This is a genomic window from Rhizobium sp. UFLA01-1127 (assembly GCF_059803845.1).
Genome location: NZ_JAUQTZ010000116.1, coordinates 1 through 19,918, shown reverse-complemented (window position 1 = coordinate 19,918; position 19,918 = coordinate 1). Strand labels below are relative to the sequence as shown.

The window sequence follows — 19,918 nt, the reverse complement described above, 5'->3', positions numbered from 1 at the left end:
GGGTCAGGATGCGGCGCGCGGCTTGGCGCACCGTCTCCGGCTTGACCTCGCCGTTGCGCACCGCTGCCACGAGCTTCTCGCCACGGTCGCGCGTCGGGCCGGGCATTTCCAGATCGAGCCCGGCATTGACCGTCGCCGCTGTCGAATGCGAACCGAACCAGTCGGACATGACGACGCCGTCGAAACCCCACTCCCCTCGCAGAACTTTGGTCAACAGCCATGGATGCTCGCTTGTATAGGTGCCATTCAACCGGTTGTAGGAAGACATGACGGCCATGACGCCCGCCCTCTTCACGGCCTGCTCGAATGGCGCCAGATAGATTTCCCGAAGGGCACGCTGGCCGATATCCGACGACATCGTCTGGCGCTCGATCTCGGATTCATTGCCAGCGAAATGCTTGATCGTAGCGGCAATGCCCTGGCTCTGCACACCTTGGATATAGGCGACGGCAAGCTCGGCGGTCAGCAGCGGATCCTCCGAATAGCATTCGAAGTTGCGGCCATTCAGACCCGAGCGGTGAATATTGACCGTCGGCGCCAAAAGCACCGAGGCACCCTTGCTCTTGGCCTGGCCGGCAAGCGCCACGCCCATGCGTTCGACAAGGGCGGGGCACCATGTTGCGCCGAGCACGATCGCGACAGGAAAACAGGCAGCATTAACACCGGCAACCAGCGAGCCGGCGCCGCGGGCTCCGTTCGGCCCATCGGTGACCTTGATCTTTGGAATGCCAAGCCGCTCGACGGGTACGGTGGTCCAGAAGTCGGCGCCGGAAAGCAGCGAAACCTGCTCTTCAAGCGTCATCCGGTCGAGAATATCGTCGATCATAAAGCCTCCCGGGCAATTTCCTGGCTCTTCCTGCGCTCCTTGTGGGACGGAGATTCGCATTTAAGACAAACAAATCATAAACACGCCAGATGTTCTTCCGCTGATGCAATATGTCGATGAAATTGCACATCTTTTTTTCAGAATGCCAGGTCGTCCGCGTCGCGAAACGAGCTTCGTAACCGATCGGAAATCACAAAAATCAGGGACTGGATGCAGGGCGACCATTGCAGCACCGGCGAAAAGCGCCGATTCGATAAAATGCGAATGAACTTTTTCCGAATAAATTTGACCGCCTCGGATTTCATGAACGCAACTCACGGAGCCGAGTATGCGTTCATTCCTAGTTGCTGCAAGCTTTCTCTTCGTTGCCGGCCTGTTCTTTTCGACGGCCACAACCGCAAAGCCGGTCGCAAATACCGCGGCCGCGGCGCCGCAGCGGTTTGCCCGCGTCGTCACGGAGGCAAGCGTGCCGGTCGGCTGGACCAGCTTCTGCAAGGCTCAGCCCGCCGAATGCGCAGCCGGCCGGAAAGGCGATGACGTCATTACGCTCAATCGCGCCGGCTGGACGCAACTGCAAGAGATCAACGGCCTCGTCAATCACGAGATCGAGGGCATTGGCGACAATGACCACTACGGCATCTACAAGCTCGGCATCATCAACTGGTGGACATACCCCGACGACGGCGCCGGCAACTGCAACGACTATGTCCTTTTAAAGAAGAAACTGCTTGTGGAAGCCGGTTGGTCGCCTTCGGCCCTGCTGCTGACCGTCGTCCTCGATACGCACAATGAAGGGCATCTCGTCCTGATGGCGCGCACGAACGATGGCGACCTGATCCTGGACAATCTGACGGATACGATCAAAACCTGGGACGGAACGGGCTATACCTTCATCAAGCGCCAGTCGGCCGACAATCCGAACGATTGGGTTCGGCTCGAATCCGGACGCACTCCCGAAGAGCTTGCCATGATCAGCAAGGCGCTTGCCTCTCACTCGCAGTGATTGGAAGACCAGTAGGTATCGACGAGCGCCTTGCCGTCCTGGTCGAGAACGGCGAAATTCCCGGGTATGATCACGAAAAAGCGCTGACCGGCTTGCGCATTGCCTTCGTCCTGATCCGATGCAGCATCAATCCGGCCGCAGACCACGAAGCCCGGCGTTCGCTCGCTGGGTTTGGCGCTGAGAATATGGATGGCGGAGGGCGGCACGTCTATCCGCCGCGCCACGGCGGCTTTCGCAAGCTCCGGCACATCGGCGATCGTCGGCAATGCTTGGCCCGGTGCGGCTGCAAGCAGGATACTTCCTGACATCACGAGATGTTTCACCGGCATCCTCTTAAAATCAAGGCAATGGATCCGAAGCACGCCGCAGCCGTACCGCTATGCCCGCGTGCAGTCGGAAGTTGCTTTTTCACAAAGTTTATTGTGATTCGCGGGACAGAAGAAGCCAGTGCCCTTGCTTCGGAGCGCCGATCGCGTATGAAGATCGTCCCCGTGCCGGGGACTATTTTGGAAAGTTAATTTGCGAATGCGAACACGCCTGTCTGGAATTCCGGCACTCGGTCTGCTTGTTATCCTTGCATTGACGAATGCAAGCTTTGCTCACGAGCTCGTGCGTGTGCCACCGGGCAACCGCAACACGGCACAGCCTGCGATACCCAATACTTCGGTGCTGCGGGCAAAGGCTTTCAACACGACGTACGAGGAAAAATACCAGAAGATCGTCAGTGTCCTTCGCGAGGACAGGGATCTGGTGGCTTCGATCAGGAAGGCCGCACAAACCTATCAGATCGATCCGATCCACATTGTTGGCGCCCTCGTCGGCGAGCACACCTACAACATCACGATCGTCAACAGGGTGAAATCCTACTACGTCAAGGCGCTCGCCTATTCGCAATCCGACTTCAAGTTCAGCTATAAGGACGTCACCGTCCAGACCTTCCTGAAGAAGCCGGAATTTGCCCATTGCGACGCCTTCAAGGGCAGCGCCGAGCTTTGGGAATGTCGTGATGAGACCTGGGACACGAATTTTCGCGGCAAGGTCATCGACGGCGTCACCTATGAAAACATGACGTTCCAGCGGGCCTTCTTCCAACCCTTCTTTGCGGGACAAACGTTCGGCCTTGGTCAGATCAGCCCGCTGACCGCGCTCGAAGTCACCGATCTCGTTCATGCCACCAGCGGCCTGCCAAAACTATCGGTTGACGATCCGCAGGCAATCTATCGCGATATTATGGATCCCGAACGCAGCGTGATTTACATCGCCGCGATCGTCAAGGATGCGATCGAAGCCTATCGCGCCCAGGGGTTCGACATCACCGACAATCCAGGCTTGACGGCGACGCTTTATAATCTGGGGCAGCCGCGGCGTCGCGCGCTCGCCCTCAGGCGCGCTGCGGATGCTGCAGGCGGCAAGAAGCTACCGGAGGAAAACTACTACGGCTGGCTGGTGAACGACCGGCTGAGCGAATTGCGCGGGTTGCTCGGAGAACAGTAATTGGGCGGGGCGTGCAAAGCCGATAATGCATGCAAAGCCGATAATGTCGGCTGGTTCAGACGAGCAGGCTGACGCGGTCGTTAGCGATCTTGTTTTCGACCCAGACACGTTCGTTCAGCCAGTCGTGCCGCTTCCACCCTTCCCAACTGAAGCCGCATAAGGCAACGTCCCATTCGGATGCGGGAAAGTTTGCAAGCACATAGCGGATGCCGAGAAAACCCGTGCTTGGGAACAGCTTGCGCATCTGGCCTCCGACGATGCCGAGCTCGGCGCAGCCGTCGAGATAGGACTGCGGCGGCATGATGCGGATCTCTTTGCCGGCCCTGCCCATCAGGTCGATTGCCTGCATCGTCCAATCGGCCCTCCTGCCCTGCAGGCGCTGGAAGATGTTGGGCTTGGGATGATACTTGCGGATGATGTTCGGATGATATGCAAGCATCAGCACCTTTGCAGCCTTGAGCGCGGCATTGTCGAAAAAGCTGGGCTGGATCAGCCGCCGGTACAGGATCTTGCTCGATGCGGCCATCATGATCATATCGGTGCGCGTGCCGCTCATGCCGCTGGCAAGGTTCGGCTCATTGAAACGCATGACGAATTGGGCTTCGTCCACGATCCTTGAGAGGTCGCGCTCGAGCCTTCCATTGCCAACGATAACAGCAGTCTTACGCGTCAATACGGTTGTCCAGCAGAATAAAGTTGTTAATTGACAATGTCTTATGACGACCCGTTAAAGCGTTGACGACGGCGGAACTACCCCTCGCCTCACACCAGAGCCGGAACTCATACTACGGGCCGCATCGCGCGTCGAGACAGGTGCTTGCGAAGTTGGAGCATTACAGGAAGCGGCGAAACTGCAAAGGATTTGCCTTGGCCGCCCATTTGCCCATATGCAATCGAGGCGACATGCTCGCCCGTCACAAATAGTACATCCTATGTGTACTAATAGCTTTGCAGGCCAGCGAGGTCGAAAGACGTCGTTTGGCTGCCGCCATTGGCGCCTGCATTCCACCCCGGATATCAAGCCGTCCATTCCGCCTGCAAGACCGATATTTCACGAAAGCAATTCCTCCATGCACAGCCAGACAGCCGCCTCGCGCTCGCCCCGCATTGCCGACATCTACGATCTTTTATCACGTTCCAATCCGGACATCCTGACAATCGCCCATCGCGGTCTCTGGTCGGCTGCGCCGGAAAATTCGCTGGCGGCGATCCGCGCGGCCGCCGAGCTTGGCGTCGAATTCGTAGAAATCGACACGCAAACGACCGGCGACGGCCATCTCGTCGTCATTCACGACAAGACGCTCGACCGCACCACATCCGCCAAGGGCATCGTCGGTTCGACGAGCTTCGCCACGGTCCGAGATGCGCGGCTGCGTGCCGGCGCCGGCGGCGAGACGGCCACAGTGACAGATGAGCGCGTACCGACGCTCGAAGAGGCTTTGGAAGAGGCGCGCGGCCGCGTCTTCGTCAATATCGACACGAAATTTCCGCGTGAATTGCCGCTTGTCATCTCGGCAGTGCGGAGGCTGAGAGCCGAGGATCACGTCATCATCAAATCGGATATCGATCCTCAGAGCGGCAGCTTCCCCGTCCTTGATGCCGATTGGTTCGGCGCCATCCCCCATATGCCGATGTTTCCGGCCCGGCCGGGAAAGTTCGCCGACGACCTGCGTATGATCGAACCGCTGAAGGCACCGATGATCGAGGTGAAGTTTAGCGACATCGCCGATCTTGCCGCAGGACGCGAGGAACTGGAACGGCAAGATATTCGGCTCTGGATCAATACGCTCGACGTTTCCTTCAATCTCGACTTCAACGACAGCCGGGCGCTGAAGGATCCCGAAGGCGTCTGGGGCGCGCTTGTGGCTGCCGGCGTCGGCGCCATCCAGACCGACACGAATATCGAATTCAAGCAGTGGCTTGCGGCAAGGTCAGGGAGATAGGGGTGGGAAGAAGATGCGTCAGGCAATTAGGAAGATTCGTCCGAAGTTGTCTGACATGCAGGTTTTTTGCTTTTCCGGTGATGTCGTTTACATCTGCCAAAGATGCTGCGAAGGGAGCTTGTGACGCATCTAATGGCAAGCAGAAGATAATCCTTCAAAAATTCCCAATTGGTATACAAGATTTCGCAAATCACGTTTACAGCATGCAAATCAAGCGGCACAAAGCCGATTATGATCGGTACGAAAAGATTACAAAATCATCAATATTGGCCGATATAGAAATTGCCGAGAGCGCAATCCAAGGTTTCGAAAGTTTTCCAGATCAGGACAGAAGGGCTTTTGCGGCCTTGGTGCCTCTGCAGCAGCCAAGATCCTAGAGCGTCACATCTTTCCAAATCGGCTTCCGAATAAGCCTGATCTCAGCAAGCCGTCGCAAGCTCATGCCGGTGAGTTCTCTCGATCGAGGGCTCACCAAGTCAGCGGTCAAGTACCCAAAGCGAATTCGACCTCGAGTCAGGACGTGCGATCCCGGCGCTGACCGCGGTTCGTGCGATCGCGGGGCGTACTTCGAACGCGCGCGAAGTGAAGCAAAAACAATGCGCCGCGTCTGCGCCGTTCGACATTGAGATATATTCGCGTATGCTGGAACGTCACATATTCAACGATCAGATGCAGTTGGAGCATGTTCGATGCAACGAGAGGCTATCTGGTCGCTGGCCTTGCTTGTTCTTCTTGTCCTAAGCGCTTTCGTCGGCTCGATATTGCGCGCCAGACTGCCTGCGCCGCATCGCGGTAACGAAACAATAGACTTTCTTCGCGTGGTAACTGCGCTGCTCGTGACCTTTGCCGCTCTTGTCATGAGCTTGTTGCTGGCGTCGGAACTCAATGCCTTCACGGCCGCCTCCCACGATCGCAATCGTTATGCTGCTAGTCTAGCAGAGATGGACGGCTGTCTAAAAAATTACGGCTCCGCCCTCGACAGTGAAAGGCAGCTTTTGCGCAGCTACACCGCTGCAGTCGTTGCCAGCACCTGGCCCGATGAACCGCCCCCGCAGGGCGAGAAATATCCCGACATCTCGGCCCTGCCTTTGACCGGCGAGGCGCCGGCTCTTGGATCGATATTGAATAATGTCGGATTAGGCATTGACCGTCTAGCGCCCACCGATCCTTTGCATCAGGCGCTTGTAACCCGCTGCCACCAGCTTTTCAGCAATGTCATGGTCGCGCGATGGACCGTCATCGAAGATGCGCATGGCTCGCTTTCTGCACCATTTCTCGGCGTTCTCATCTTCTGGCTTATGCTGGTATTTTTGAGTTTCGGGCTCCAGGCTCCCAAGAATCCACTCGCCGGCGCAATTGTCCTCGTGGCCGTCATCTCCGTCGCGAGCGTCATGTTCGTCATCCTGGATCTTGACCTTCCCTATGGCGGCTTTTTCGGCATTTCGAGCACATCGATGCGACATGCGCTGACCGACATGCAGCGCAACTAGAAACGCAGTCTTGCACATATCGGGATCGCAGCGCTCCTGCGAAGACCTTCCTGGAGCAACACCCGCAGTCGCTTCACCTTGTGCTCAATTGCTGACATGAAGGAAGGAGCTGTTTGCTATCATGAGTTTGTCATGAACGGATCGACACCGGAGGAAAGCAGGATGCGCACGCCAGCGAGCTCGGTTACGGGGCTTACGGCCTAGACGACAGGTGGCCTTCTCTATTCCGGGAAAATATAGATATTGCCTTCCTGCAGGGCGGCGATGAACGCACCCCGCGCCACCTCTGCATCGATCTCGCCATCCGCCGTCACCGTAGGCGGCAGGCTGGCCTTCACGTCGAAGGCCATTTCCATGCTATGGCCCTTGCTCAGATTCCGGCATGTCCCGTGACCGTCATCGGAATAGAGGTCGAACAACAGCAACGGGCCATAGCCCTGCGGGTTCACGGGCATCGCTGCGGGCCGGTTCACCATCCACAGCCGGTGCTTGGCCTTCTCGAACCGGGCCAATATCGCCACCTGCTGGCTCGGTGGCGATTGCAGCCGCGCATAAACGAGCGTCCTTGCCGTCTGGCCCTCCGCTCTATGAGAGCTGGTACATGGAAGAGCTTGTCGACAAGGACGAACTTTCTCCGGTTTTGCCTCCCATCGGGATCACTATGTCGAAGTCCCGTTCTCGCTCTATGACGGCGATCTGATGATCGGTCTATTCGGGGGGCATAAACGTCTATCGTGTGGAGGGAAGTGGATCTTGTCCAAACCTAGATAACGGGGCCACGCAGTCCAACGTCCGACATAGAAAAGCCCGGCCAATCGGCAAGAACGGCCGGGCTTTCCGATGTCTTGGGAGACAGGTATTAACGCGCGTTGTACTTGGCATCGACCTCGTTGATCGCCTTGACGTTGCCGGCCGAACGGCCGTTTTCGTCGAAGGTCTGCGCCAGAAATGTATCGGCAATCGCCTTGGCAAGTTCGGTGCCGATGACGCGCGCGCCCATGGTGATGATCTGGGCATTGTTGGAAAGAGCTGCGCGCTCCGCCGAATAGGTGTCATGGGTCAGGGCCGCGCGAATGCCCGGCACCTTATTGGCCGAGATGCAGACGCCGATGCCGGTGCCGCAGACAAGGATCGCCTTGTCATAGGTGCCGTCGATGACGCCGGAAGCGACGCGATCGGCAAGATTGGCGTAGAACGGATCTGCACCTTCTTCAGTGCGCGACACTTCGCTCACGTCGAAACGGTCCTTCAGATGGTCTGCGAGAACCTTGGCGAGGCCTTCGCCGGCGCTGTCTCCAGCAATAGCAAGTTTCATGGCATGTCTCCTTCAGAGTTTGGCGGCGCACTTGGCCAGGATGTCGAGATAGCCTTCGACGTTCCAGGCGGAGCGCCCGATGAAAAGCCCGTCTATGTTCGGGCAGGATATGAGTTCCTCACAATTTTGCGGATTGACCGATCCTCCGTAGAGGCACGGGATCTTTCGGCCGAGCGCCTTTTGCGCGACCGCTATGATCTCGGCCTGGCGCGCATCGGCATAGGAGGGCTCGGCCGGGATTCCCTTTTCGCCGATTGCCCAGACCGGCTCATAGGCGAGCAGGATTTCGGCCTGCTTTTGGGCATGCGAGAGCTTCGATAGAGCTCCGATAACCTGCTCGCTCAGGATCTCGGTTGCGCGGCCACTTTCGCGATCAGCCAATGTTTCGCCAATGCAGATGAGCGGAATCAAGCCATTGCGAACGGCCGCTTCGGTCTTCAAACCCACTGTCTCGTTGGTCTCGCCGAAATGCTCGCGACGTTCGGAATGGCCAAGCTCGACGATATCGAGATTGCAATCCTTGAGCATCAGCGGCGAAATTTCGCCCGTCCACGCGCCCTGGTCTGCCCAATGCATGTTCTGGGCGCCTACCTTGACGGAGCTTTGCGACAGGATCGACTTGACTTCGCGCACCGCGGTAAACGGCGGGATGATGAAACGCTGGATGCGCGCATCGCGCAAGGCGTCGGCTGAACGCAGGGCCTCGGCAAAGGCGCGCGCCTCGGCAAACGTCTTGTTCATCTTCCAGCTCGTGCCGATCCAATAGCGAGGTTTCTCTGTCATGTCTTATCCTGGTTCGAGGCGATGGTAAGGGCGATGCCGTCCCGGCGGAATTGTTCGACGATGGCGGCATCGGGTGCCTGATCGGTGATCACGGCGTCGAACTCGGCAAGCTCGGCCATCACATGCAGAGCCGTATGTCCAATGCGACTGTGATTGACGAGCAGGCAGGCCCTGGAGGCCGAGGCAATCATCGCCCGCTTGGTGCGTACGACGTTATCGTCCATGTGGTAGGCGAGCTTGCCGGAGACGGCCGGCGTCGACAGAAAGGCGATATCGGCCCTGAGCCGCGACAAGGCTTCCTCGGTTACGACGCCTAAAAAGGCATTGAACTTGGCCGAATAAATGCCGCCAAGCGCAATCAGCGTGATGCCGCTTTCGTTCTTCATCCGCTCGATGATCGCGGCATTGTTGGTAATCAGCGTCAGCGGCTTCTTCCGCAGCAGCATTTCACCGAGAACGGCTGCCATCGAACCGTCATTGATCATGACGGTCATGCCAGGCTCGATCAACTCCAAGGCGCAGCGGGCCATGGCAAGCTTTTCGTCGTGGTCCTGACGCTCGCGGAAACGAAAATCGCTTTCGAACTGCGTGCCGGCATCGATCGTCGCACCGCCGCGAACCTTGCGCAGCACGCCGGCCTGCTCGAGATCATCGAGATCGCGATGGATCGTCATCTTCGACACGGCGAACCGATCGGCCAGATCATCGAGATCGACGGTCTTATGCTCGACAAGCAGATTGATGATCGACTGCTGGCGCTCTTCCCGTCTCACCTTGCACCTCGGCCGTTGGCCTGAAATGGAACCCGAAAGAAATATAACAACAAAATCTCACAATTCAACATTTTCGTTGTTACATTGATATGTCTGCATGTTTTTCGCCGACGGCACTGGCTAGTCCCTCAAAAGGGCCTGCGCCGTCTTCTCGTCCGTGATCAGCCCGTAAAGACAGCGGCTGTTGAGAACGGCACGAATGGCTTCGACCTTCGGCAATCCGCCGGAAAGCGCCACCAGCCGCTCGCCCTTGGTGCGTGGCAGAGAGGCGGACAATGTGCGTGATGTCAGCGTCGTCTCGAGAATATTGCCATCTGCATCGAAGAAATGGCCGAGAATTTCGCCGACACCGCCTGCCGCCGTGATCTCCTTGATCTCCTTCGGCTCGACCATGCCCGACAAGACAAGCTGCGCATCGGTATCGACCGTGCCGAGACCGACGAGCTTGAGGTCGGCGCCATTTGCAAGATCGAACACCTCCTTGACGCCGCGCTGGGCAAGCAGCACGTCGCGGTCTTCGCGGGTGTTGGCGAAGAAGGGCACCGGCATGACATGCGACTGCATGCCGGTCTTTTCGGCGATGCGGTGCATCACGTCATAGGGGTTGGCCGCATAGTTTCTCGTCAGGCCACCCAGCAGCGAGACGAAGCGCAAATCCTTGGCGCTGACGCGCGACAGATGATGGACGGCGGAAGAGAGCGTTCGCCCGTGGCCGAGGCCGATGACCTTGTTGTTGCCGCTCTCGATCTCGCGCCGCAGAAAGCCGGCTCCCGCCTGCCCGAGCGCCCGGAATTCGAAGCCTTCCTCGCCAAGATCGGGTGCCACTTCGCAATATTGCAGGCCGAAGCGGGTCGCAAGCTGCGTTTCGAGCTCGACGCATTCGACGATATCGCCATCGATCGTCACTTTAACGACGCCCTCGGCGACGGCGCGCGCGATCAGCCGATGCGCCTTTACCGAGGGGACGCCGAGACGCTTTGCCACTTCGGACTGCGTCAATCCGCCGGCATAGTGCAACCATGCCGCTCTCACGGCGAGCGAATCATCCGCATCCGTCATCAGCGGCTCCCTTTCATTTCGTCACGCATGGTCCCTCGCCTGTTTTGCCCGGTCATATCGTCCCGCTTCGCTCATCTTTCGTCGAAGACGAGGCATTTGCGGAATGCACACAGCCGCTAGATATGCAAGTCGCTGACGCCCGTGTCGATATGGGGCGCCCAGAAGGCTATACTTTCGGCAATCTGCGAGACAACCTGGCGATCGTTCGGCTCGCGCTCCTTGAACGAGAGTTCCAGGCAGATCTCATTGTCCTTGGCGCCGCCTTCGGCAAATGCCTTGAGCAAGGGTTCCGGCTGGATGCGGCCCTTGGCATTGAATTCTGCCGTGAAGGGGCGATGGCCGCCCTTGTCCATCAGACTCTGCTTGATGTGGATGATCGGCGAAACGTTCGGGACCGCACGCGCCCAGGCATAAGGATCATAATCGTCGGGATTGGACGAGGTGACGTCACCGTGATCGATGTCGGCCATCATCCACATCGGTATGGCAAATGGCGTCTTCGTCAGTCTGTCCTGCAAAGAAAGGCAGGCCGCAATCGTCTCGCCGAATTCGCGGCCGATGCTCATCGGCTCCCAGAAGATGTAGGAAAGACCGGCAGCGCAAGCGTGCTCGGCCACCTCGCCCCAGCAATCGATCGCAATCTTTATCAGTTCCTCGCGCCGGGTCGGATCGTCATAATCCCTGTAGGTGAAGATCGCGAACTGTGTTCCGACGGAATGGCCGCCTAGGTCGGCGGTGATATCGGCAAAGGTCTTGAACCAGTCGATGTAATAGCGGCGGACGTCCTTGTCGGGATGGCCGAAATGGTTGAGACGCCCATAGGGGCCGGTCATGCCTGACGTGACGCGCACGCCCGTTCGCTTCATTGCCGCCTGCATGTCGCGCGTCAGCCGGCGGATGGTGGGCGCCTGCCAGCTCGGATTGATGAATTCGTGGGTGAGCTGCAGATCGCGGATGCGCAGGTCGCGTGCCACCGTTTCGATCAGATCGGAAGGCTCGGCAAAACGGTTCACCAGCGGATTGGTGTTGAGTGAAAGCGTCAAAGGCATTTGGGTCTCCCGGCAAGGTCCGTTGGTTCAGGCGGCAAGCGCCAGCTCGGCGTCAAACCAGGCAGAGAAGGTAGCCTTTTCCTCGGCCGTCATGTGCAGGCCTTCCTTGGTGCGGCGCATCAGCACGTCTTCGGCCGCCTGCGCCCATTCAAAAGCCACGAGATAGCGAACCTCGGCTTCATAAAGATTGCCGCCGAAATGGCGGCCGAGTTCCGCAAGGCAAGTCGCATTGCCGACGATCTGCCTGGTGCGGGCGCCGTAGAGATGACCATAGTGATTGACGAGTGCACGCGGCATCCAGGGATAGGCGGCACGCAGCGTATCGGTAAAGGCGACATAATCGGCATTCGGAATTTCGCCGCCCGGCAAAACAGCACCTCGCGTCCAGTCTCCGCCCATCTTCGGAAAGAATTTCGCAAGCTTCTGCATGGCGTGCTCCGAGAGCTTGCGGAAGGTCGTGATCTTGCCGCCGAAGACGCTCAAGAGCGGCGCGCCGCCGGTCTCATCAAGATCGAAGACATAGTCGCGCGTCACTGCCGAAGGATTGCCCTTGCCGTCATCGAACAGCGGGCGCACGCCCGAGAAGCTTTCGAGCACATCTGAGCGGCGCAGCTTCTCCTTGAAGTAGCGGTTGACGGCCGTGATCAGATAGTCGATTTCCTTCTCGTCGGCCTTCACCTCTTCCGGCTTGCCTTCGTAGGGAATGTCGGTCGTGCCGATCAAGGCCTTGTCGCCCTCGTAAGGGTTGATGAAGATCACGCGCTTGTCGTGGTTCTGGACAAGATAGGCCTGCTGACCGGCCCAGAATTTCGGGACGATGATGTGGCTGCCCTTGACGAGCCGGACGCTGCGCTGACTGTTCGAGCCGACGACACGGCCGATAATGTCATTGACCCAGGGGCCGGCGGCATTCACCAGCACACGGGCGCGTATGGTCCGAACCTCACCGGAGCGCTCGTTGCGCATCTGGACGATCCAGTTGCCTTGATCGCGCCGGGCGCTGACGCAGGCCGTGCGTGTCAGGATCCGTGCCCCCTTGGCAGAGGCATCGAGAGCATTCAAGACGACGAGCCGGGCATCATCGACCCAGCAGTCGGAATATTCGAACCCCTTGGAATATTGGTCGAGGATCGGCGCCCCTTCCGGATCGCGGTGCAAATCGAGCGAACGGGTGCCCGGCAGCTTCTTGCGTCCGCCGAGATGATCGTAGAGGAACAGGCCGAGACGCACGAGCCAGGCGGGACGATCCGTCGGGCTATGAGGCAGCACGAAACGCATCGGCCAGATGATATGGCTTGCCGAATTCAAGAGCACTTCGCGTTCGATCAGGGCTTCGCGCACCAGGCGGAATTCATAATATTCAAGATAGCGCAGGCCGCCATGCACGAGCTTGCCGGAGCGCGAAGACGTTCCTTCGGCCAGATCGCCCTTCTCGCACATGACAACCGAAAGGCCGCGACCTGCCGCATCGCGGGCAATACCGGCACCGTTGATGCCTCCGCCAATCACGAAAAGATCAAAAATTTCCGGTTCCATCATGTTATGCTCCATTTGATGCCTGGGGCATCATCAAATCAATTTTCAAGGCCGGCATGCGCCAGCACGATATCGGCTAAAGCGCGTCGCGATCTTTCAGATTCGCTCGCTGCGCTTTAGGTCTCTGATTTTGCGCATGTCGTCGTCGCAAAACCGCTGCACACTTTTGCGCGACATGCTTTAGCGCTCCGCCAACTTGTCCCAGGCAGGCGCAATCGCTTGCCGCACGTCCTTGTAGGCTTCGAACAAACGGTCATAACGCTCGACGTTTTTCGGGTCCGGTGCCTCGGCCTCACCAAGCAGCGGCGTCACCCAATCGGCAATGCAGCTATCCATATCGCGATAGGCACCGATCGCGACTGCCGCCATCATCGCAACGCCGGCAGCTCCCGCCTCTTCGCGATCCGAAATGCGCACCGGCGCCTTAACGGCGGCAGAAAGCGAACCCTTGAGCGCACGCGAGCGGGCTGCCCCCCCGGTGATGCGCAGTTCCGAAGGCATGTCGCCCATGGCCGCGTAGCAATCGCGTGTTGCCATGCCGAGCCCTTCGATGACCGCCCTCAGCATGTCGGCAAAGCCATGCCGCGTCGAAAGCCCGGTAAAGCCGGCACGCGCATGCGCATTGACGAAGGGGCCGCGCTCTCCGGCCTCGGAAATATAGGGATGGTAAAGAAGGTTCGTCGGCCGTGCTTCGGCAAACCAGGCGTCGATGCGGGGGATAAGGTCGGAATAGGAAACCTCACGTCCGCCTGCGGACATCAGATCGGCCGCAATCCTCAAGATCCAGTCGATATTGATGGTTGCGCCCATATTGGTCTGGACCTGCGTGACGATGCCGGGAATGGGCAAGGCAATGACATAGCCCGTCCCTTCCTCGTTGAGCTGGACGTCCGGCACGGCCTTGGCGCGCATGTGCACACCTGTCGAACCGATCGTCGAGCAGGCGGCGTTCTGGCCGCCGGTTCTGACACCGGCGCCAAGCGCCGTCATGACCATGTCGACATAACCGAGACAAACCGGCGTTCCGGCGATGAGGCCAGCGGCACTGGCGGCCTCAGCCGTCAAGGGATGGCTGATTTGCGTGCCGTCGATAATCTCAGGCAGAAGCGCGCGCCGACTTCCAAGGCCGAGCGCATCGATCACGACCGGATCATATTGACGACTGCGGAAATTGCCGAAGGTAAAGCTTGCCTCCGACGGATCGGTCGCGCGAACGCCGGTGAGGTTCAGATAAAGCCAGTCCTTGCAGTGCAGCGCCGTCTCGGCCCGATCAAGAAGCTCGGGCATGAAGCGATCCATGTGGGCAAGCTGCGCGCCCTGCTGACAGGTGTTGAGACCGGTGCCGGTCGCCTCGAAGCGAGCGCGGTTGACTGCCATGGCACTCAAACGCGTGACCGTCGATGCCGCACGAGCGTCGAGCCAGAGCCAGGCATCACCGACAGGCGCATTGCCGGAGCCGACAAGCCAGGTGCCGTCGCCTTGACCGGTGACTGCGATCGCAGCCGTGCGGGTGCCGAGATTTTCCACCTTCTCACCAAGGCCGCGCAATGCGTTCACACAATCGGCCCATGTCTGGCCAAGCGACTGCGTGACCGAACCGTCTTCACCGGTCTCGTAACGGTTACGCGCAGATGCCGAGGCGATCTGCCTGCCGGATAATCCGAAGGCAACCGCTTTGAGAACGGAGGTGCCCGCATCGATCCCGATGATGATCCCGTCGCTTTTAGGCATTGCACGCCAGCTCCACCATCCGCCGCCCTACGACCGGGGCTTTGGCATCCCTCACAAACATTTTCATTCCTCCCAACGCGGCCAAGGGCATAATCTACGCCAAGTCGCACATATCGGCGCCATCGCACTCGGGCCGAGACTGAGATCGCGAACAAGTCCGCGCATCGCCGACGCCAGCCACGCAACCAAACCCGACGGGCCACACCCATCGATCAGCACGCCGGTTTATAACACAAAGATACCGCTATTACAGTAATATTTTTCTGGCGTTGTAATTTTTTTCATATAAAATAAGTTCCACAAACGCTATGCCGCTATGGGGAGGAATTGCGGAAGAGCGCTGTAGGAAAGCGCGACAGCAAGCGCCGCCAACCCCTCAGAATCAATAGTGCAGCCGAAACCCGGCCGTGTGTACCTATCTATTACTGTTGAAGTTCAAGTGTTTACAAAGATTCCTTCATGCGCGCGATACCGCCATAGGGTCTGCAGCAAAAATTCAAGCCGAGTTTCGCCAAAATGGCTGCGGGAGATGGGCGGTCGCAGGGAGCGCAATATTGGATGGGAGTTGCCAAATGCGAAAGCTCGGTAAATCGCGATTGACATGCTCTCGCATTTATAACATATAAAGTGCCGTTATTAACACACTTATATCGCAATGATCGCATAGATGCGGCCATTATAATGCTGAGATGGGCGACTGGAGGAGACGGTCGTCCGCATGCAGAGGAGGCTCCGATGTCGAATTTTCTTTCCGGTGACAGCATGACCCGACGCCGAGCGGAGCCGCTGCGGGTCTGCGCGCGCGGGCTAGGCTTACGTTAAGCCGGAACCACGGCACGGTCCTTCCTTTCTCCATCAGGCAATCCGGCAAGCATGCCGAAGGTCGTTCGAACATGAATACGCAAACACAATATGCAACCGCCAAGCCGACCGGCTCGAAGTTGACGATCGTGGCGGGCATCGCCGCGGCGGTCATCGTCATCGGCGCCATTGCCGCCGATACCAAGGTGGTCAAGATCGGCTCAGAACACGATGTGCACGAGCAGGGCTTCCAAGCCGACAGCTACGGCGCCGAGGAGTTCCCCAAGGTGCAAAGCGATGTGGAAAAGCGCGCGGTTGACGCAGTGACGCTTGCCAATGCAATCCTCGCCGACAAGAAGGCCGCAGGCCAGAAATATGGTGTTGCGACGACCACTGGCCCGGTCCTCCCCGTCTCGCTTACCGGCACGTTCGGCGAACGCAAGGCCAATACCAACGAGTTCAAGATCGACGGCATGCCGGACGGTATCACCGTTCGGATACAAACCGGCCCCGCGATCAATGGCACCGATCTTCGCGATGCGACCGGCAGAATTGAATTCGGCCAGTTCACCAACCAGATCGAATATCAAGATGCCGGTTCCGCCATCAACAACGAGATGAAGAAGGCGACCCTAGGCAGCCTCGACCCCGAAAAATTGACGGGCAAGACGGCAACGGTGGTCGGCGTCTTCAAGCTCATCAATCCGAAGAACTGGCTCGTCACCCCGGTAAAGGTCGATGTGAAATGAGCGAGATCCGGCAAAATGGGATGCGGCAGAATGGGACCCGGCACAACGGGACAATGACGGGCGAAGTCGTTCTTGCCGCCCGCAACGTCGCAAAGTCCTATGGCAGTGTCCATGCGCTGAAGGGTGTCAATTTCGACATCCGTCGCGGTGAGGTGACGACGCTCTTTGGCGAAAACGGCGCCGGCAAGTCGACCCTGATGAAGATCCTCTCCGGCGTCATTCAGCCATCCTCCGGCGAGATCATCCTCGATGGCAGCCCGATCAGCTTTGCCTCGTCGGCCCATGCGCGCTCCTGCGGTATTTCCATCATCCACCAGGAATTGAGCCTGGCGCCTAATCTCAGCGTCCGCGACAATATCTTCATGGGCCGCGAAATCATGAAGGGCGGCGTGGTCGACTTTGCCGAAGAAGAGCGCCAGACCCAGGCGCTCATGGAGGAGCTGGAGGAAAATATCGATCCTCTCACTCCGGTCGAAGATCTTCGCCTCGGACAGCAGCAGATCGTCGAGATCGCCCGCGCACTATCCGTCAATTCGCGCATCCTGATCATGGACGAGCCGACATCGGCGCTAAGCGCCAGCGAAGTCGAAGTCCTCTTCAAGGTCATCCGCGACCTGACGAACCGCGGCGTTTCGATCGTCTATATCTCGCATCATCTCGAAGAGGCGCTGCAGATCACCAATCACGCCGTCGTGCTGCGCGACGGCAACATGACGGCCTATGCCGAGCGCAAGGACATCGATCTTGAATGGATCGTGCGCAACATGGTCGGTGACAATTTCGACCTCGGCAGTCCGCCGACCGGCCATAAGATTGGCGACGTCGCTTTGACGATCGACAATCTGACCGTACCCGGCCCGTCGGGCGCCGCCTATAATGCGGTCGACCGCATGTCGCTTGCGGTCCGCGCCGGCGAAATCGTCTGCATCTACGGCTTGATGGGGGCTGGCCGCACCGAGCTGCTCGAATGCGTGGCGGGCCGCTTGAGGTCGAGCGGTGGCCGCGTTCTGCTCGGCAATACCGACATCGGCGGCCTTTCCATCGCCGGGCGCATCGCGCAAGGATTGGTGCTGGTCCCGGAAGACCGACAGCGCGACGGCCTGGTTCAGACCATGACCGTCGGCTCGAACCTGTCGCTTGCCAGTATCGGCGCCTTTACCAGGGGTCTTTTCACATCGGGCGGCCGCGAGCGGGCGCTGGTGAACGGTTCGATCCGCAAGGTTCATATCAAGACCGATGGCGGCGAAGCGGCGATCGGCTCGCTGTCGGGCGGCAACCAGCAGAAGGTCGTCATCGGCAAGATGCTGGCGACCGAGCCGAGGGTGATCCTGCTCGATGAGCCGAGCCGCGGCATCGATATCGGCGCGAAGGCGGAAGTCTTCAAGCTGCTTGCCGAGCGCGCCAAGGAGGGCTTGGCGGTGATCTATTCAACGTCGGAAGTCGCCGAATGCCTGAGCATTGCCCATCGCATCATCGTCATGCACCGCGGCAGGATTTCTGCCGAATTCGGTCCGGACGTCCCGAAAGAAAAGATCATGGCCGCCTCCGGCGAAGCAGTGGTCGCGCACTAGCCGCATTCATGGAGCACTGATTATGTCAGTCACGAACATCACAGAAAAGAAATCCACGTCGAACGGGCAGCGGCGAAACTTCAGTCTCGTGCGGCTGATCCTGGAGGGGCGCGCCTTCTTCGCGCTGATCGTCATCATCGCGGTCTTCTCCTTCCTGTCGCCCTACTACTTCTCGCTCAGCAATTTCCTGACGATGGCCTCGCATGTCGCCATCTTCGGCATCCTTGCCATCGGCATGCTGCTGGTCATCCTCAACGGCGGCATCGACCTGTCGGTCGGCTCGACGCTCGGCCTTGCCGGCTGTTTTGCCGGCTTCCTGATGCAGGGCGTCACGCTATCGAGCTTCGGCGTCATTCTATATCCGCCGGTCTGGGCCGTCGTGGTGCTGACCTGCGCGCTTGGCGCCGTCGTCGGCGCTGTCAACGGCGTATTGATTGCTTACCTGCGCGTTCCGGCCTTCGTCGCCTCGCTCGGCGTGCTCTATGTCGCCCGCGGTATCGCGCTGCTGATGACCAACGGCCTCACCTATAACAACCTTGGCGGCCGTCCCGAACTCGGCAATACCGGCTTCGACTGGCTCGGGTTCAACCGCCTTGCCGGCATTCCGATCGGCGTCATCGTGCTTGCCGCACTTGCGATCGTCTGCGGTCTGGTTCTGAGCCGCACCGCCTTCGGCCGCTGGCTCTATGCCTCGGGCGGCAACGAGCGCGCAGCCGATCTTTCCGGTGTTCCGGTCAAGCGCGTCAAGATCATCGTCTATGTGCTCTCAGGCGTTTGCGCCGCGATTGCCGGCCTGGTTTTGTCTTCTCAGCTCACCTCGGCAGGCCCGACCGCTGGCACCACCTACGAGCTGACGGCGATCGCCGCCGTCGTCATCGGCGGTGCGGCGCTGACGGGTGGGCGCGGCACGACCCGCGGCACCATGCTCGGCGCCTTCGTCATCGGCTTCCTGTCCGACGGCCTCGTCATCATCGGCGTATCGGCCTACTGGCAGACGGTCTTTACCGGTGCGGTCATCGTGCTCGCCGTGCTTATGAACAGCATCCAATACGGGCGTCGGACAAAATCCGGCTGACGCCATGCCTGAACTTGTCACCGATCGGTGAAGGAGCCGATCGGAGAAAGAACCGCCGGTTCGCCGGCATCACCAGAGCTCATCAAAAGGGAGAGAGACTAATGTTCAAAAAAGGTTTGCGCATCGTCATGGCAGCAGTTGCTGTGGCACCGCTTCTGACGGGAGCAGCTTGGGCTGCCGGTCAGATGACGATCATCGTCAACGATCCGTCCAACCCCTACTGGCTGACGGAAGGCAATGTCGCCAAGGCAACGGCCGAAAAGCTCGGCTACACGGCAACGGTCGGCGCTCACAAGGGCGATACCAACACCGAAAGCAACCTGATCGACACGGCGATTACCAACAAGTCGGTCGCCATCATCCTCGATCCGGCCAATGCCGACGGCTCGGTCGGCGCGGTCAAGAAGGCGGTTGCAGCCGGCATCCCGGTTTTCCTCGTCAACGCTGAAATCAACCAGGAAGGGCTTGCCAAGGCGCAGCTCGTCTCCAACAACGCCCAGGGTGCCGCAATCGGCGCGCAGCAGTGGGTCGAAGCTGTCGGCGACAAGGGCAATTATGCGGAACTGTTCGGCTCGCCCTCCGACAACAATGCGGCCACCCGCTCGAACGGCTATGAGACCGTTCTGACCCAGTACCCCGACCTGAAGAAGGTTGCCAAGGAAGTTGCCAACTGGGACCGCACCCAGGGTCACAACAAGATGCAGTCGATCCTGCAGGCCC

Annotated in this window: 19 protein-coding genes; 8 read left to right on the top strand and 11 right to left on the bottom strand. The window is 59.1% G+C overall.

All coding sequences use genetic code 11. The features are described from left to right. Window positions 1–826, bottom strand: an 826-nt coding sequence (locus Q4Q11_RS23980; protein ID WP_498571041.1) for a glycoside hydrolase family 3 protein, incomplete at its 3' end; no start/stop codon positions are given. A 328-nt stretch (window positions 827–1,154) separates the two neighbouring features. Between Q4Q11_RS23980 and Q4Q11_RS23975 the strand changes: the two genes are divergently transcribed. Continuing rightward, window positions 1,155–1,829, top strand: coding sequence for a transglutaminase-like cysteine peptidase (locus Q4Q11_RS23975; protein WP_112511996.1), 675 nt, complete (start codon window positions 1,155–1,157; stop codon window positions 1,827–1,829). Here the strand turns inward: Q4Q11_RS23975 and Q4Q11_RS23970 are convergent. After that, a complete protein-coding gene (locus Q4Q11_RS23970) occupies window positions 1,817–2,158 on the bottom strand; it encodes a hypothetical protein (RefSeq protein WP_498571040.1) in 342 nt (113 codons plus the stop codon). The two genes, Q4Q11_RS23975 and Q4Q11_RS23970, sit on opposite strands and share 13 nt — an antisense overlap. 196 nt (window positions 2,159–2,354) lie before the next feature. Between Q4Q11_RS23970 and Q4Q11_RS23965 the strand changes: the two genes are divergently transcribed. Beyond that, window positions 2,355–3,323 carry a DUF1402 family protein gene (locus tag Q4Q11_RS23965; RefSeq protein WP_112511993.1) on the top strand — a complete coding sequence of 323 codons (969 nt, stop codon included), beginning with the start codon at window positions 2,355–2,357 and terminating at the stop codon, window positions 3,321–3,323. Window positions 3,324–3,378: 55 nt separating this feature from the next. On the opposite strand, the gene Q4Q11_RS23960 is transcribed toward Q4Q11_RS23965, so the two are convergent. After that, window positions 3,379–3,996 (bottom strand): hypothetical protein, encoded by a 618-nt coding sequence (locus Q4Q11_RS23960; RefSeq protein ID WP_498571039.1) that lies wholly within the window; start codon window positions 3,994–3,996, stop codon window positions 3,379–3,381. Between the two features lie 397 nt (window positions 3,997–4,393). On the opposite strand from Q4Q11_RS23960, the gene Q4Q11_RS23955 reads away from it, so the two are divergent. Both Q4Q11_RS23955 and Q4Q11_RS23950 read left to right on the top strand, forming a co-directional pair. Beyond that, window positions 4,394–5,266, top strand: coding sequence for a glycerophosphodiester phosphodiesterase family protein (locus tag Q4Q11_RS23955; protein WP_498571038.1), 873 nt, complete (start codon window positions 4,394–4,396; stop codon window positions 5,264–5,266). A gap of 689 nt (window positions 5,267–5,955) precedes the next feature. Next, window positions 5,956–6,756, top strand: a complete 801-nt coding sequence (locus Q4Q11_RS23950) for a bestrophin-like domain (protein WP_112511984.1) — start codon at window positions 5,956–5,958, stop codon at window positions 6,754–6,756. Window positions 6,757–6,977: 221 nt separating this feature from the next. On the opposite strand, the gene Q4Q11_RS23945 is transcribed toward Q4Q11_RS23950, so the two are convergent. From Q4Q11_RS23945 to Q4Q11_RS23910, 8 genes are all read right to left on the bottom strand, one after another. Next, the gene (locus Q4Q11_RS23945; RefSeq protein WP_498571037.1) at window positions 6,978–7,268 is read right to left on the bottom strand and encodes a hypothetical protein; all 291 of its coding nucleotides are present in this window, start codon (window positions 7,266–7,268) and stop codon (window positions 6,978–6,980) included. A 347-nt stretch (window positions 7,269–7,615) separates the two neighbouring features. Beyond that, window positions 7,616–8,071 (bottom strand): D-erythrulose-4-phosphate isomerase, encoded by a 456-nt coding sequence (derI, locus tag Q4Q11_RS23940; protein WP_112511982.1) that lies wholly within the window; start codon window positions 8,069–8,071, stop codon window positions 7,616–7,618. 12 nt (window positions 8,072–8,083) lie between these two features. Beyond that, window positions 8,084–8,854 (bottom strand): triose-phosphate isomerase, encoded by a 771-nt coding sequence (locus Q4Q11_RS23935; RefSeq protein WP_498571036.1) that lies wholly within the window; start codon window positions 8,852–8,854, stop codon window positions 8,084–8,086. Then, a complete protein-coding gene (locus tag Q4Q11_RS23930) occupies window positions 8,851–9,627 on the bottom strand; it encodes a DeoR/GlpR family DNA-binding transcription regulator (protein ID WP_498571035.1) in 777 nt (258 codons plus the stop codon). The genes Q4Q11_RS23935 and Q4Q11_RS23930 overlap by 4 nt, the downstream gene beginning before the upstream one ends. 120 nt (window positions 9,628–9,747) lie before the next feature. Next, on the bottom strand, window positions 9,748–10,686 hold the full coding sequence (locus Q4Q11_RS23925; protein WP_498571034.1) for a sugar-binding transcriptional regulator: 939 nt from the start codon (window positions 10,684–10,686) through the stop codon (window positions 9,748–9,750). A 116-nt stretch (window positions 10,687–10,802) separates the two neighbouring features. Next, window positions 10,803–11,735: a sugar phosphate isomerase/epimerase family protein gene (locus Q4Q11_RS23920; RefSeq protein WP_498571033.1), complete on the bottom strand. Its 933-nt coding sequence runs from the start codon at window positions 11,733–11,735 to the stop codon at window positions 10,803–10,805. A gap of 27 nt (window positions 11,736–11,762) precedes the next feature. Further along, window positions 11,763–13,274 (bottom strand): glycerol-3-phosphate dehydrogenase, encoded by a 1,512-nt coding sequence (locus Q4Q11_RS23915; RefSeq protein ID WP_112512120.1) that lies wholly within the window; start codon window positions 13,272–13,274, stop codon window positions 11,763–11,765. 177 nt (window positions 13,275–13,451) lie between these two features. Further along, the gene (locus Q4Q11_RS23910; protein WP_498571032.1) at window positions 13,452–15,002 is read right to left on the bottom strand and encodes an FGGY-family carbohydrate kinase; all 1,551 of its coding nucleotides are present in this window, start codon (window positions 15,000–15,002) and stop codon (window positions 13,452–13,454) included. Window positions 15,003–15,895: 893 nt separating this feature from the next. Between Q4Q11_RS23910 and Q4Q11_RS23905 the strand changes: the two genes are divergently transcribed. The 4 genes from Q4Q11_RS23905 to Q4Q11_RS23890 all read left to right on the top strand — a co-directional run. Continuing rightward, window positions 15,896–16,552, top strand: a complete 657-nt coding sequence (locus Q4Q11_RS23905; protein WP_112511965.1) for a DUF2291 domain-containing protein — start codon at window positions 15,896–15,898, stop codon at window positions 16,550–16,552. Between the two features lie 20 nt (window positions 16,553–16,572). Next, window positions 16,573–18,123 carry a sugar ABC transporter ATP-binding protein gene (locus Q4Q11_RS23900; RefSeq protein WP_498571031.1) on the top strand — a complete coding sequence of 517 codons (1,551 nt, stop codon included), beginning with the start codon at window positions 16,573–16,575 and terminating at the stop codon, window positions 18,121–18,123. Between the two features lie 22 nt (window positions 18,124–18,145). After that, on the top strand, window positions 18,146–19,198 hold the full coding sequence (locus Q4Q11_RS23895) for an ABC transporter permease (RefSeq protein WP_112511961.1): 1,053 nt from the start codon (window positions 18,146–18,148) through the stop codon (window positions 19,196–19,198). A 101-nt stretch (window positions 19,199–19,299) separates the two neighbouring features. Then, the coding region (locus tag Q4Q11_RS23890; RefSeq protein WP_498571030.1) for a substrate-binding domain-containing protein at window positions 19,300–19,918 on the top strand (619 nt) is incomplete at its 3' end.